This window comes from Termitidicoccus mucosus, from assembly GCF_038725785.1.
Lineage (GTDB): Bacteria > Verrucomicrobiota > Verrucomicrobiia > Opitutales > Opitutaceae > Termitidicoccus > Termitidicoccus mucosus.
Genome location: NZ_CP109796.1, coordinates 4,587,249 through 4,601,944, shown reverse-complemented (window position 1 = coordinate 4,601,944; position 14,696 = coordinate 4,587,249). Strand labels below are relative to the sequence as shown.

Annotated in this window: 14 protein-coding genes; 1 reads left to right on the top strand and 13 read right to left on the bottom strand. The window is 57.0% G+C overall.

Annotated features, from left to right (window positions below):
• Positions 1 to 156 precede the first annotated feature (156 nt).
• Entirely contained in the window at positions 157 to 1,398 is a 1,242-nt protein-coding gene (locus tag OH491_RS16025) for a glycosyltransferase (protein WP_068770559.1), read from the top strand.
• Positions 1,399 to 1,539: 141 nt separating this feature from the next.
• Here the strand turns inward: OH491_RS16025 and OH491_RS16020 are convergent, their stop codons facing one another.
• From OH491_RS16020 to OH491_RS15955, 13 genes are all read right to left on the bottom strand, one after another.
• Complete coding sequence (locus OH491_RS16020) at positions 1,540 to 2,430, bottom strand: glycosyltransferase (RefSeq protein WP_068770560.1); 891 nt, start codon at positions 2,428 to 2,430, stop codon at positions 1,540 to 1,542.
• 119 nt (positions 2,431 to 2,549) lie between these two features.
• Positions 2,550 to 3,638 (bottom strand): N-acetylneuraminate synthase family protein, encoded by a 1,089-nt coding sequence (locus OH491_RS16015; protein ID WP_068770561.1) that lies wholly within the window; start codon positions 3,636 to 3,638, stop codon positions 2,550 to 2,552.
• Positions 3,639 to 3,681: 43 nt separating this feature from the next.
• Entirely contained in the window at positions 3,682 to 4,755 is a 1,074-nt protein-coding gene (locus OH491_RS16010) for an AroB-related putative sugar phosphate phospholyase (cyclizing) (RefSeq protein WP_068770562.1), read from the bottom strand.
• A gap of 12 nt (positions 4,756 to 4,767) precedes the next feature.
• On the bottom strand, positions 4,768 to 5,442 hold the full coding sequence (locus OH491_RS16005) for an SDR family NAD(P)-dependent oxidoreductase (RefSeq protein WP_068770563.1): 675 nt from the start codon (positions 5,440 to 5,442) through the stop codon (positions 4,768 to 4,770).
• A gap of 7 nt (positions 5,443 to 5,449) precedes the next feature.
• Positions 5,450 to 7,255 carry a thiamine pyrophosphate-binding protein gene (locus OH491_RS16000; RefSeq protein WP_068770564.1) on the bottom strand — a complete coding sequence of 602 codons (1,806 nt, stop codon included), beginning with the start codon at positions 7,253 to 7,255 and terminating at the stop codon, positions 5,450 to 5,452.
• A complete protein-coding gene (locus OH491_RS15995) occupies positions 7,252 to 8,316 on the bottom strand; it encodes an NAD-dependent epimerase/dehydratase family protein (RefSeq protein ID WP_068770565.1) in 1,065 nt (354 codons plus the stop codon). Before OH491_RS15995 ends, OH491_RS16000 begins: the two co-directional genes overlap by 4 nt.
• Positions 8,316 to 9,839: a lipopolysaccharide biosynthesis protein RfbH gene (gene rfbH / locus OH491_RS15990; protein WP_068770566.1), complete on the bottom strand. Its 1,524-nt coding sequence runs from the start codon at positions 9,837 to 9,839 to the stop codon at positions 8,316 to 8,318. Before rfbH ends, OH491_RS15995 begins: the two co-directional genes overlap by 1 nt.
• Positions 9,840 to 9,852: 13 nt before the next feature.
• On the bottom strand, positions 9,853 to 10,959 hold the full coding sequence (gene rfbG, locus OH491_RS15985) for a CDP-glucose 4,6-dehydratase (RefSeq protein WP_068770567.1): 1,107 nt from the start codon (positions 10,957 to 10,959) through the stop codon (positions 9,853 to 9,855).
• Positions 10,960 to 10,964: 5 nt separating this feature from the next.
• The gene (gene rfbF / locus OH491_RS15980; RefSeq protein WP_068770568.1) at positions 10,965 to 11,738 is read right to left on the bottom strand and encodes a glucose-1-phosphate cytidylyltransferase; all 774 of its coding nucleotides are present in this window, start codon (positions 11,736 to 11,738) and stop codon (positions 10,965 to 10,967) included.
• A 54-nt stretch (positions 11,739 to 11,792) separates the two neighbouring features.
• On the bottom strand, positions 11,793 to 12,158 hold the full coding sequence (locus OH491_RS15975; RefSeq protein ID WP_084442217.1) for a GtrA family protein: 366 nt from the start codon (positions 12,156 to 12,158) through the stop codon (positions 11,793 to 11,795).
• 209 nt (positions 12,159 to 12,367) lie between these two features.
• Complete coding sequence (locus OH491_RS15965) at positions 12,368 to 13,273, bottom strand: glycosyltransferase family 2 protein (protein WP_084442218.1); 906 nt, start codon at positions 13,271 to 13,273, stop codon at positions 12,368 to 12,370.
• Positions 13,270 to 14,028 carry a glycosyltransferase family 2 protein gene (locus tag OH491_RS15960; RefSeq protein WP_068770571.1) on the bottom strand — a complete coding sequence of 253 codons (759 nt, stop codon included), beginning with the start codon at positions 14,026 to 14,028 and terminating at the stop codon, positions 13,270 to 13,272. The genes OH491_RS15965 and OH491_RS15960 overlap by 4 nt, the downstream gene beginning before the upstream one ends.
• Positions 14,025 to 14,696 (bottom strand): class I SAM-dependent methyltransferase, encoded by a 672-nt coding sequence (locus OH491_RS15955; RefSeq protein WP_068770572.1) that lies wholly within the window; start codon positions 14,694 to 14,696, stop codon positions 14,025 to 14,027. The genes OH491_RS15960 and OH491_RS15955 overlap by 4 nt, the downstream gene beginning before the upstream one ends.

The following is a 14,696-nucleotide window of genomic DNA, read 5'->3' as shown; positions in this document are numbered from 1 at the left end:
GTGGTTCCAGCCCATAAGAAGATGATTCGTTGATGTTTTCGGATAAAAAAAGAGCAGATGCGCTACGGCCACGGCTTGCATGGCAGGCGTCATGTCCGTGTTGCCACGCACGGGAACGGCCGCATGCTCCTTTTCACCCGACATCCATCTTGTTCCATGTGCCGCGCCCTCGTCATTTCAAACCTCCATGCCCCCGATTGCGTTGGCGGTTATGAGATGGTCGCCTCGGAGTGCATGGATGCGCTGGAGCGCGACTGCGGATGGCAAATCCGCTGTCACTGCGCCACGACCGGACGCCCAAATCTTGGGCCGTATCCGCCGCGCGTGACCGCCGGCCGCCTGACAGGGTATTTCCCGCGCGGCTGGACTCACCATCATGCCTTGCTGCCCGCCGCGCGCCATCTGACGGACAACGCCCGCGCCGCCGAAACCCTTCAGCGCGAGGCCGCGGCAGCCGATGTGACCCTCCTCTTCAACCCGCGCCGGCTCTCCACGCTTCAATGGGTCCCCGCGATTGCCGCCGCCCGCAATCCGGTCGCGTGGATCTCCGATTACTGGCCGGCCGAGTATCCCGATTGCGACAAACTCTGGCAGGCCGCCGTCGCGAACCGATTTTCTCTTTCCCCGCTCATCATGCTGGGGGCGGCCCGTGTCCGCCGGTTTTACGGAATGCGGAAACCCGCGCCGGCCGACTTGGCGTGCATCCGGCGCGCCGCCTTTGTCAGCGACTTTGTCCTGAAGAAAAACGCCCCGGCGCTTCCACGACTCGAGGAAGCCGCGGTCATTCCCAATGGCATTGATCCGACCCTGTTTCCTTTCGCTCCGATGAGCGCCGACCGCTGGCGGACGTGGGGATTTTGCGGACGCATTCAACCCGAGAAGGGTATTGCCCAGGCGCTGGATATGTTTGCCCGCGCCGCCGCCGGGCAACGGGATTTGCGCTTCCTGCTCGCGGGGGATATGCGCACGGCCCACGGATGCGAAATACAAAGGAAAATCGCCGCGAATCCGGTTCTGGCTTCCAGAGTTGAGTTGCTCGGGGCGGTTCCGCGCAATCAGCTTGCCAGTCGTTTTTATCATCGAGTCGGAATGCTGCTGTTCACCAGCCAGTGGGACGAACCCTTTGCGTTGACCGTGGTGGAGGCGATGGCCTGCGGCGCGTATGTTGCCGCCACCGATACCGGAGGCACCGCCGAAATCGTCACGCCCCGGACGGGTCTGCTTTTGCCCCGGACACCCATCGAAACGACCGGCCCGTTGCTGGCCGCGCTCCCGACCGCCCCCACCCGGTTGATAGAAGAGCAACTCGCCGCCGCGCGCGCCGCCGCCAGCGGCAAAACCATCCGGCAAATGGCCGAAAAACTCGCCGCCTTCGCCAAAGGAGGGAAGTTGAAATGAGAAACGGGGGTTGGGACTTGAAATTCATTTTAACCGCGAAGGTCGCGAAGGACGCCAAGAAGTGAAGAGCGAGTTATATTATTTTCTTCGTATCCTTTGCGCCCTTTGCGGTTAATTTTAGATCCCTCTTAAACTTGGAACTTAAACTGGTGGCGAAACCGCCGCCATGATGCGCTGACGCATTTGGGCGGCCCATTTGGAATCGCCGTGCTTGAGCCGGAGCAGACGCAAGATCGCATCCAGTGTCTTTGTGCCGTTTAGCCGGGTCGGGTTATGCAGGTGTTTGGACAAATAATTGCCAGGCCAGTCTTTCTGCCCCCATTTGGAGGTGAGATGCCCCCAGCGTTGCAGGAACAACGCCTGATTCTGCAAATCGTGGTCCTTCCTCCCCGGACTGGCACTCACATGATGATAAACCACGCTCCGGTAATCCACCCAATGCCGGTAGCCCTTCTGCCCGAGTCGCAGGCACAGATCCACATCCTCGCACCCATTGCGATACCGTTCGTCGAAACCGCCGACCGATAGAAACAAGTCCCGGCGAATCATGCAGCAGGCGGCGGTGACGGCGGTGGAAAACCGCCCCGGCCCGCGCGCCGCCGACAATGGTCGACCCTTTAAACGGTGGTCTGGAAGACCAATAAGATCAAAACAGCCCCCCGCATGATCAATCCGATTCGTTGCAGGTTGCAATTGGATATTGCCGATTATGCCAGCCCGATCGATATCAACGAGTGTTGCGTACATCGGCTTATACCAGCCTGCGGTGAGTGTAAGGTCATTATTGAGGAGGCAAAGAATGTCACCAGTCGCGATCTGAGCCCCGAGGTTGTTGCTGGTGGCGTAGCCGAGGTTGCGCTCATTGAGGATGACGGTGTGGTGAGAGGAAGGTAATGTGCACAGCCAGTCGTGGGTGCCGTCGGTGCTGCCATCATCGACGATGATAACCTCGTAGTCGATCATACCTGCCAGCGAGTTCTCCAAGGTAAGCAAGCAGAGCCGAGTGAGATCAAGGCGGTTATAGACCGCCATAAGAAGGCTTAGCTTGGGCGGGGGGCCATGAATACCGCGAGGTTTCTGCTGCTGTTGACGCATGTGGGATGCGGTGGAGTCTGGCGAGATGCAGGATTCCGTTAATCTGATTACATAACCTAAAGGCCCCGATTGTAGATGAGTTGTTTGAGTTGATCGTTTTCGGAATAAGGGGTGTCAATATCATCTATTACCAAGGGTGCGTCAGCTTTGACTTCCTTGGTGATCTTGTGACCGAAGCGACCAAGCATAAGCTCACGGCAAGAGAGCTGGCCTTTCTGCAGGGGAATCGCCAAATATATATCTTCTTCGGTTATAAGTTGGCCGGGCTTGAGATCGTGTTTAGCATAGACGCCGCGGATGTATGTATCAAGGTAAGCGGTTTCTTTGGCCAAGGGGAGTTTGCGCTCGCTGCTAGTGGTGCCGCAAAACTCCACGGCCTTATGAAAGGCCTTGAACCAAATATCGAGCTGACCGGGCAGGGAGGAATAGGCGGCAACCTTGAAGCCATCGGTGTCAATATCGATGTGTCGTTCGAAGGTCCGAGCGCCTTTGGCATAGGCGATCTTGATGGAGGTATCCCAATCCTTATATTCGTGGCAGGACCAGCCGATGGTGTGACCGGGATAGCGCTTCTTAAAGAAGTCGATCTGGTTGAGCTCGCACTCCGCGTTCTCATGGGGGTAGGCGGCCACACAGTGGTTGATAGCCAAGGGAATATTGCGATTCTCAAAAAAGGTGACCACATCGTCCATGTCCTTGAGCGGTGTGGCGCCAAATGAGATAATACAAGGTTTGCGGGTCGCAGCGATGCGCTCAAGGAGCAGCCAGTCGTTGGAGTCCGCGCTGGCAATCTTGATGATAGGCATGTTGAAATCCACACACCAATCCACGGATTTTTCGTCAAACGGTGTGGCCATGGGAATGCAGCCGCTCTTTTTGATAGCCTCGACAAGCACCGCGTAGTCTCCTTTCGACATCTTGGTCTCGAGCACGCGCTTGATATAGCGTATGTCGGCACGATCACGAAAACCTTTGTGGACGAAGCTGTCCACATCGCGGAATTGCAACTTGATCGCGGCCCTCACGTTGTTGAAACGCACCACGCGGCTGTGTTCGTGAACTATGTCCAAGGCGCGTTTAAGATTGCCTTGGTGATTATTGGTCATTTCAAGAACGAAGAGGTTTTCGAATATATCACGGTTCATGGATTATGTTTATAGTATATTGATAAGAGACTGGAGGCGAACTTTAAATGGCCAGTTCCTGTTCGATGAAATGAGTGACAGCGGGCTGGAGGTCGCGGATGAAATCCACCTTGGTTTTCCTCATGCGGCCAGGACCGCACGTAAGGATGCAGTTTACCGCATCGCCGGTGTTTTTTTTGTCATATTTGATGGCCTTGAAAATGATCGAGCGATCCGCTTCGCGGAGGACGGCGCCGTAGGGTTGGTGCCAAGCGGACAGCTTGGCTTTCAGTTCGAAATAGTGAGCCTCGGAAACCAGACCGAGCCGAACCGAGAGATAGGTCGCGGTGAGCATGCCGAGGGTGACGGCGATGCCGTGAGGAATACCATAATGGGTAGCCGATTCATAAGCGTGGCCAAAGGTATGGCCGTAGTTAAGCAGGTTGCGGATGTCTCGGTCGTATTCGTCGGCCTCAATATAGGGTTGTTTGACCGACAAGGAACGATGCACCCACTTGGCGGTGATCTGTGCTTGCGTGACCGAAGTCAAAATGGAGAGATCCGCCATGAGTTCGTCGAAATCGGCTTGGCCTCGGAGCAATTGGAGCTTGATGATTTCTCCCAGTCCCGAGCGGATTTCATCGGGAGGTAGCGTTTTCAGCACTTGCGGGGTAAGCAGGACCCGATGCGGCGGATAAAATGTGCCAATCTGATTTTTGTAGGGGCCGATATTGATTGAGCTTTTACTACCGATGCAGCTGTCGGCTTGGGCGAGCAAAGTGGTGGGAACGAGTTCCCAGCGCAGGCCGCGGAAAAGTACCGTGGCGATAAAGCAGCCGATGTCCTGCAACACACCGCCACCGATGACGACCAACACGCCATCACGCTTCAACCCGCGTTCCAGCAGACTGAGGAAAACCGGTGTCAAACACTCGAAGGCCTTGTTTTCCTCGGTGGCCTCGATCACCACCGTCCTGCCAGAGGTAGTGCCGTCGACAAACGCAGCCCCGTAGAGAGTGATGATCGCTTGGTCCACAAGGTAATACGCCCGGGCGCGATCAATAGAAGCAAGCGCGGCGGCAAGAGTATCGAAGTTCTCAACGGTGTAGTCGTGCGAGCGACTTTTGATTGTAAACATAGTTGTGGGCGATTATTGGCAGGTGAATCCGCCATCGACGACAATCGTCTGGCCTGTGAGGTAGGTATTCTCTTCCGACACGAGCAAGACGGCTGCGCGGGCGAGTTCCTCCGGCTGGGCGAGGCGGCGCAGGGGGATGGCAGCTGTGAGCGCGGCTATGGCTTCGGGGGAATTGTTCTGGCGCGTGAGTGCCGTGTCGACGTAGCCTGGTGCCAGCGCATTGACAAGAACACCCGCCGGGCCGAATTCCACCGCCGCGCTGCGGGTGAGCGCGTTAAGCGCTGCCTTGGTCATCGAATACGCCGCGCGGTGTTCCTTGGTCACGAGGCTGAAAATCGTGCTCACGTTCAGGATACGACCCCAACCGCGCGCCTGCATGCCGGGGGCGTAGGCTTGGATAAGGCGAAGCGCTGAGCTGAGGTTGGTCTGCAGCATGGCCTGCCAAGTGTCCCACGTTATTCCGCCGATGGGGTTGAGCACATTGATGCCGGCGTTATTAACGAGAATGTCGACGGGCAACTCGCGTTGCGCGGTGATATAGGCCTCGATCGAGGCCGGACTTGAGAGGTCAAGTTCGACGCGCGGCGGGGCGATGACGCGATCGCCTCGGGCAGATAGCGCGGCAGCGATGGAGGCACCGATACCACGAGCTCCTCCAGTTATCAAGACGGTGCGTTGCAGTAACATGGATGGATCAACTTTCAAAGATGGGGACGAGCATGTTGGCCTTTAGTTCCTCGCGTGGCAGAAAGGGCGCCATGTCTTCCAAAGCGGCGGTCACCATGCGACCGTCGTCCAACTTGCGGGAGGACAGCTTCGGAGCGAACGACTGTTTCAGATCGAGCATGATCTCGCACAGGGTCGGCCCCGGCTCAATCAGCGTGGCCTCGATGCAGGCGTCGAGTTCGGCGTGGGTCTGACAACGCTTGAAAGGCAGTCCGAAGGCATGGGCGACCTTATCGAAGTCGGGGAAGCTGAGACCCGAATCGGTGCCACAGCCTACGATGTTGTCAGCGAAAAAATTGGCCTGCGTCTGTCGGATCGAGTGATAACCGGTATTGTTCAAAATGAAAATTTTTACAGGCAGCCCGCGGCCGGCGATGGTCTGGAGTTCTTGCAGGTTCATCATGACACTGCCATCGCCAGCCAGACAGACGACACGTCTGCCAGGGTTAGCGATGGCGACGCCGATGGCACCGGGCAAATCGTAGCCCATAGGCGCGCAGCCAGAGTTATGGAACAACCGCTGGCGGGGACGAATCTTTATTGTCTGAAAAGCAGTTACGCAGGCGGTGCCATCACCGCAGACAATCAGTTCGCCATCGCATAGTTGCGCAGAGAGGCGGTCCATGAAGCAGTAAGGATTAACCTTGTCCTTGAGATCCCAGTATTCGGGCAAAACCACGGAATACTTGGCCACGCGTTCGCGGCACCAAGCGAGCCAATCAGCATGGCGCGGATTCCAGCCACGTGTAGCCTCCTCAAAGGCGGGCAGGAAGTCCTTGAGATCGGCGTGGACGGGCAAGTCGATCTTAAGGGTGGGTTTCTTCAGCTCGGCTGCGTCGATGTCGACCATGACCTTGTAGGCGCGGCGCGCAAATTTTTCCCAATTGTAGGAGACTAGGCGGATGTTCAGCCGGCAGCCGAGAATGATGAGCAAATCGGAATTTTGAACCGTAAAGTTACCTGGACGGTCACCAATGGATCCGGGGCGCCCCGCATAGGCGAGGTGGTTGTTGGGTAGGAGGTCGTTGGAGTTCCAAGCACCGACCATGGGAACGCCGAGACGTTCTGCCAGCCTGAGAAAGGTGTCGTATTGGCCGGAAAGACGCACGCCCGTGCCAGCGTAGATGACGGGGCGCTCGGCGGCACGAAGGCGGGTGACGATGTCGACAACAGTTGCGCGGAGGTCGGATGTCTCCCACGCGATCGCGTCATCGGCTGGATCGTAGCCTGTGAGCGAAGCGGGATCGATCATGGCTCCTTGCACGTTGATGGGGACATCAAGCCAAACAGGGCCGGGTCGGCCATGGGACGCGAGGTGCAGTGCACGTTCTAGGTGGTAGCGGATCGACTGGGGATTTTGCACGACGACGGCGTATTTGGTGATCCCCTCAATCATGCGTATGATGTCCACCTCTTGATCGCCTAGCTGCCGGAGCGGGAGCGCCGTGCTGCGCACGAGCGTTTCCCACTTCACTTGGCCGGAGACAACGACCATCGCCATGGAATCGACGTAGGCGCCGTAGACGCCAGTGATGGCGTTGGTACCGCCAGGGCCTGTGGTGACGTTAACCGCAGCCATACGGTTCGTGGTGCGATAATAGGTCTCCGCCGCAATGGCGCAGGCTTGTTCGTGATGGCAGCAGACAATCTGAAGGTCGCGGTTGCGACCGAAAGCGTCATTGAGGTGCATGGCGCCACCTCCGGTGACCATGAAGACATGGCGGATACCGTGCCGGGCAAGGGTCTGGGCGATATAATCGGCGACTCGGATCATATATTGGCTAGTGATTGATGCCATGCGGCCGTGCGTCGTATGGATTCGTGAAGAGGGATGGATGCTTGAAGATTGAGTTCGTGCGCCGCGCGGCCAACCGATGGTACATAGCGGCTGACCGGGGCTGAGGGATTTGCCACCTTGGCGACTTGCACCGGGAAAGGGCAATCAAGAATGTGAACAATCTCGGCGGCCAATTCTCTGATGCTCAAACCTTGCTCCGAACCAATATTATAGGCACGCGAGGAAGACGCTTTGAAGAGCAGAGTCCACAGCCACGCCGCCAAGTCAGATGCATAGAGATAGCTCCGTATAGGAGTGCCGTCGCCGGCGATTTTTATGGGACCGCCGCAGAGGGCATCACGAATGAAGTTGCCTATGGCAAAGTGGGCATCGAGAGGCAAATACGGACCCACAAAGGCGAAGCAACGGGCAATCTTGGCCTCATAACCGTGGTGGCGAGCGTGCACCACGCACATGTGTTCGGAGACGCGCTTGCCTTCGCCGTAGGCTGAGTCAGGCAGCAGCGGGTCGGGGGCGCCGGGGTAATCTTCGGGTACGTGCGTTAGGTCCGCGGGTTGTTTGCCGTAGACGGCGCCCGAACTGGTAAAAAGCAGCTTGCGGACACCGCAGTGCCCGGCGAAGTCAAGCACGCGGCGAGTGCCGCCGATGATGGTGTCGAGCATCTCGTGCGGGGCTTCATTATTGAGCTTGATACTGGCTTCGGTAGCCGCATGGATGACATAGTCGAACCGGCCGTCGGGAAAGGCAAACGAACGCACATCGCCCGCGATGAACGATAGGTCGGGACGCAAAGTCAAGTGGGGCGCCTTGTGAGCGAAAGCCGATGGGTTGCGGGTGAGGATTACGGCACGCATGCCGAGATCAAGGGCGTCGTTGATGTATGCGAAGCTTTCCAAGAGCCACATGCCGAAGAAGCCCGTGCCGCCAGTAATGAAAAACGTGCGGCCGCGCGCCTCCTCCCACAGTCCGCGGGTGTGTGTGAGGACATGGTCGAGGTCTTCGCGAAAAAGCGGCGCAACTGCTCTGATTGATGACATCAGTATTTTCTCACAAAATTGCGAATCGTTTCAATTTCGTAATCCAGCATCGCAGTCGTGAGCCCGGGATAGGTGCCGAGGAAAAGCGCGCGGTTCATGATTTCGTCGGCGCCGGTGAGTCCGCCAGTAACACGAAGCGCTTGCGGACGGTCTTTTTTGAGTTGCACGAATGCCGGCTGGCGAAGCAAGTTGCCGCCAAAGAGCATACGTGTGCCGATTCTTTTTTCGCCGAGGTGGCGGGCGAGGTCGGTGTGGGTGAAGGGCGCGGAGGGCTTTACTCGGAGCATGAAGCCGAACCATGAGGCATCGGTTCGACAGCCGGTGGAGTCCCACTGGAAGGATGTGGGAAAAGCTGAGCGTGGGAGTTTGCGTTCGGAAGGTGGTATCCAGCGCGTGGCGTGGGTGGGCAGCGTAAACTCGAACACTTCCTCCAAGTCAGCGAGGCCAGAGCGAAGGGTTTCCCAGTTTTGCTTGCGCGCTTCGATGAAGGCAGGAAGCTTTTTCAATTGCCTGCGGCCAATCGCGGCCTGTGGGTCGAGCGGCTTTAGGTTGTAGCCGAGGTGACTGTAGATGTATTTGTGATCGTAACCATTTGGGAGTTCGCCGAGTTGCCAACCGAAGCGTTTTTTGCAGGTATCGTCCTTGCCGGAGGCGCACCAGCAATCGCGACCCCAATCGCGGAAGCTCTCCGCGTAGTTCTTGAGTGGGGAACGGCTGGTGATGTTGACTGCGCCGCCTTCGCCCATCGTGAGGTGATGTGGAGGATAGAAGGACTGCGTGGAGATGTCGCCCCAAGTGCCAGTGTAGCGAGTGATGCACACACCGTCAGAGGGGATGCCGGGAGAGTTTTCGGTGATACCGAGCTCCTTCGCACGGGTGATCGGCATCGAGTAGGCGCAACCGAGAGCGTCGCAGTTGTCTTCGATCAACCACAAGTCGTATTTGCGGCAAAACTCAAGCACGGTACCGAGATCGAAGGGATTGCCCAGCGCATGGGCGATCATCACGGCCTTGGTCTTGCCGGGAACGTAGGCGGCTTCGAGCTGCCCGGCACGGATATTGCCGGTGACCGGATCGTTATCCACGAACACTGCAACCGCGCCGGATTGGATAATGGGGGCAACGGTGGTCGGAAAGCCAGCGGCCACGGTGATGACTTCGTCGCCGGGCCGGATGCGCTTGTGAGAGGGAAGCTTGTGGGTGGTGAGAGCGGCGAATGCGACCAGATTGGCCGAAGAGCCAGAGTTGACCAAGAGGCTGTGCTTGATGCCGAGGAACGCGGCCAACTCTTTCTCGAAAGATTCGCCCTCGGGTCCAAGGGTGAGCCAGAAATCGAGCGTGGCCCCGACGGCAGCTTCGACTTCATCCTCCTCGAACACACGCCCCGCGTAGGGGATGGTTTGACCGGGGGACCAAGGCGCGTGCGCGGCATCGTTGCCGGGGCGTTGGGCCTTGTGCATGAGGGTAGAATATTGGCGAGTGAGGCGGATGATCTTAGCTTTAATTTCCGAAGGGTCGGTCATGGTCGTGAATGGCTTAGGTGGCCCAAGTGATGCCCGCCACGCGAGCGGCCGTGGAATAGGCGTTGATCTGCGAGGTGGTAAGGGCGTGGATGTCGGTGCCCACAGCCTCTGCTTTTTTATACCAAGCGACGGTGTGGCCGATCGTGTCAGCAAAGGACCAAATGGGCGACCAGTTGAGAAAATGATGAGCTTTATCGGTGGCGAGGTTGAGCAGCCTAGCTTCGTGGACGGCTTTCGGGTCACTCTGGTCCTCCCACCTCCCAGGCCAGTGTTTGAGGACTTCCTGGACAAGTTCGGCGACGGTGCGGTTGGAAGCAAGCGAGGGGCCGAAGTTGAAGGCGGAAGTCAAGTGGGCGGCATAAGGCGTAAGCCTCGGGTTGACCATGCAGGCACCAAGCCAGAGGTAGCCGGAGAGCGGCTCAAGCACGTGTTGCCACGGTCGCGTGGCGATTTTGTTGCGCACCGGGATTGTGTCGCCACGGCGCAGCGCGCGGATGCAGTCGGGCATAATGCGATCCACCGCCCAATCACCGCCGCCGATAACGTTGCCTGCCCGGGCCGAGGCAAGCTTCACAGACGAGTCGGGGGAGAGAAAATACGAGCGGCGATAGGCCGCGATCACGAGCTCGGCCGCGCCTTTCGAGGAACTGTAAGGATCGTAGCCGCCCATCGGGTCTTCTTCGCGGTAACTGTATACCCATTCCTTGTTTTCGTAGCATTTGTCAGTGGTAATCGCCACAACTGCACACGGGCGCCCGGCAAGGCGAATCGCCTCAAGCGCATTGACCGTGCCCATGACATTGGTCGCGTAGGTTTCGACCGGCTGTTTGTAGGATTGGCGCACCAATGGCTGTGCAGCCAAGTGAAAAACGAAGTCAGGCATGACTATCTCCACCGTGGCGCGCACCGCAGCGAGGTCGCGCACGTCGCCTTCGATATGGCGCAGACGTTTGGATAGCCCGAGTTGGTCGAACAGCGAAGGTGTGGTCGGAGGCGGCAGCGCGAAGCCAGTAACCTCGGCACCGAGGAGAACCAGCCACTCGGCGAGCCAAGAACCCTTGAATCCGGTATGGCCAGTGAGCAAGACCCTTTTGCCTCGGTAGGTATTGGCGAAGGACATGACGGTTACTCCCACATCTTCCACGGAGCTTTGTCCGATGTCCATAGCTCTTCGAGCAGATTTTTTTCGCGCAAGGTGTCCATCGGCTGCCAGAAGCCCGAATGTTTATAGACGGAAAGCTGTCCGGCCGCCGCCAAGTGTTCGAGAGGTTGGCGTTCCCACATGATTTCGTCGCCGACAATCAGTTCAATCACAGAGGGCTCGAGCACAAAAAAACCACCGTTGATCCAACCTCCGCCTTCACCCAGGGGTTTTTCTTGGAAACTCTCGATACGGTTGCCGCGAATGCCGAGCGCTCCGTAGCGGCCGGGAGGTTGCACTCCGGTGAGCGTGGCTTGCCGCCTCTCAGCTTTATGGAAGGCAACAAGTTTGGTGATATCGACATCGCCGACTCCGTCGCCGTATGTGAAACAGAAAGTTTCGTTGCCGAGGTACTCGCGGACCCGCCTTAAGCGTCCTCCTGTCGCAGTGGCCTCGCCGGTGTCCACAATGGTGACCCGCCATGGTTCCGAGCGTTGGTGATGCACCTCCATGCGGTTGCGCGTCATGTCGAAGGTCACGTCCGACATGTGCAGGAAATAATTGGCGAAATACTCTTTGATGATGTAGCCCTTGTAACCCGCACAGATTACAAAATCGTTGATGCCATGGGCGGAATATATCTTGAGCACGTGCCAGAGGAGCGGTTTTCCACCTATCTCCACCATGGGTTTCGGCTTCAGATGGGTTTCTTCACTGATTCGCGTGCCTAGGCCGCCTGCGAGGATGACTGCTTTCATGTGGTGTGGTTGAAAGGGGGTGAATCAGATGTCGCACGGCGGCAGGACTTAGGCTTAATGAAAACTAAACGTGACTGCAAGAAGTAGCTGAGGAATGCAACTGGAAGGAGTGCGATGAACCCCGCCTGATAGCTGTTCAGGCCGAGGCTGAGGAATGATTTTACTACGAGAATATTCACAAGGTAGACTATGCCATAGCTGAGGATAAAGAGAGAGGGTGGGCAGGCCGCAACCATGCCGGTCATTAAAAACCAGTTTGCGGGTGGATTGGAAGTTGAAAAGCACCCCAAGAATGGTGGCGATAAGGACGGCAAAACTGTAGTGCAGCCCCGTAAACACAAAGAAGCAGAACAACCCATAGCCCACGAGTGTGTTCAGCACCCCGACCAAAAGAAATTTTATCAGGCGCAGGTTCAGCATCGGGCTTAGAAATTGATGCGCTCTTCCTCTATGACCCGGTGGCGCCGCGTGATCCTGGTCAGAATGGCACCGATGTATTCTCCCAAGACACCGATGAAAAACAACTGAATGGAGGCGGTAAAAGGCTGGGTAGTGTCTGTCCAGTTGCGCAGATATACAAGAGCATATAGGTAGCAGCTGTTCTCCTCAAGCCATTTTGTTAGACGCTCTTAAACTGGCGGCGAAGCCGCTGCCATGATGCGCTGACGCATTTGGGCGGCCCATTTGGAATCGCCGTGCTTGAGCCGGAGCAGACGCAAGATCGCATCCAGTGTCTTTGTGCCGTTTAGCCGGGTCGGGTTATGCAGGTGTTTGGACAAATAATTGCCAGGCCAGTCTTTCTGCCCCCATTTGGAGGTGAGATGCCCCCAGCGTTGCAGGAACAACGCCTGATTCTGCAAATCGTGGTCCTTCCTCCCCGGACTGGCACTCACATGATGATAAACCACGCTCCGGTAATCCACCCAATGCCGGTAGCCCTTCTGCCCGAGTCGCAGGCACAGATCCACATCCTCGCACCCATTGCGGAAACGCTCGTCGAAACCGCCGACCGATAAAAATAAATCCCGGCGAATCATGCAGCAGGCGGCGGTGACGGCGTTGGAAAACCGCCCCGGCCCGCGCGCCGCCGACAGACGGCGTCCCTTGAGATAATGGTCGGGTCGACCGATCAAATCATAGCAAACCCCCGCATGATCAATCCGCCCCGTTGCAGGCTGCAACTGGATGTTCCCGATTATTCCCGCTCGCTCAATGGATTTTAATGAATGAGACAATGGGTCAAGCCAGTTAGCAGTTAAAATCAAATCATTATTTAATAAGATCAAAACGTCACCTCCTGATATGTTCGCTCCAATATTATTGCCAGCCGCATATCCAAGATTTTGATCGTTAAAAACAACGTGGTTTCTGTTTGGTGAAAGGCTTTTCAGCCACTCGCGCGTCCCATCGGTGCTGCCATTATCAATCCATAGTAATGACCAGTCGCATGCTGGTGGATACTTGGTCAGGCTCACATGGAATTTCCTTGAACATTCCAGCTTGTTATAAACTGCGGTGATGATCGAAACTCTCATGTCTGCCGTTTATAATCACCCCTGCTGAAGTATTTTTCGAGCCAGACGTAGGCGCAGATGAAGAAGTAGCGGCTGCCCATCTCCTTGATCTTGAGCTTGGCCACGCCGTGCTTGCGGTTTTGCCATGATATGGGGATCACCGTCCAGGTGAAGCCGCGCACGATCGCCTTCAGCGGGATTTCCACCGTCAGGTTGAAGTGCGGCGCGATCAACGGCCGGCAGCCGTCGATCACCGCGCGGCGGTAGGCCTTGAATGCGTTGGTCGTGTCGTTGAGCCTTATGTTAAAGCCGATGCGCACGAAAAAATTGGCCAGCCGGTTGATCCAGAGCTTTATGCGGGGATAATCAATTACTTTCCCACCCTTAATAAAACGGCTGCCGAAGACGCAGTCCCAGCCGGCGTTGAGCAGGTTCCAGTATTTGACCGCGTCGGCCGGGGGGTCGGAGGCGTCGGCCATCATGATGACCACCGCGTCCCCCCGGCTGTGGTCCAGGCCGTAGATGATGGCGCGTCCAAAGCCATGCGGACCGGGATTCTTGACCGGCGCAAGCGCGGGTATCTCGTTTCTTAATTTTTCCAGAATCGTCCAGGTGCCGTCGCGACTGCCGTCGTCAACCACCACCAGTTCATGGGGGATTCCCGCCCCGGCAAACGTGGCGTGGATATCGCGCAGGGTGGACGGAAGCGACTCCTCCTCGTCCCGGGCGGGGATGATGACGGAGTAGAGCGCAAGGGGTTTGGCAGGCGGATTCATTTTTTCAGGGCCATCACGAGGAATTGTTTCCCAAAAATCGGCCAGAACAACGGCATGCGCAGATACAATCCGATCAAGAAGCCGGGAATCTGCATCCCCCGGGCCATGGTATATGGAAGAAAACGGGCTTTCTGGAGGGCAATTTCAAATCCAAGGCTTTGCAGCCCCTCGGCCAGCGACAGTTCCGTCAGCGGCAGATAATGATCCCAGAAGTCCCAATAAGCACCGGGCAGGCAGCGGATGTTCGGCCCAATTGCCATTAAACGCCCGCCTGGTTTCAGACAGCGATGGACCTCCTTGAGCGTGCGTTGCAGCGTGCTCTTATCCGGCAAATGCTCAAAGAAGTTGCTGGTAAACACGGCATCCAACGAACAATCCGCCAGCGGCCAGGGCGTGGAGCAGTCTTGTTCGAATAATTTTACGTCGGGATTAAGGTGGCGGCTGGCGTTGGGATTCAGGTCCATGCCAAACTTTTCGCCTGCGGCGATATTGTTGATGAACTCGCCATAACCACAGCCCAGATCCATCACAGAGCCCTCGGCAGGTATATGGTTCCGAAAAAAGCAATCGATGAGTATGTGCCAAACTCGATTTCGATACTCGCGCATCGAATCAAAACGCCTGGCATAGAGGCTCTGCAAATCTTCGGGAGTGGTGTTCGTAGTCAT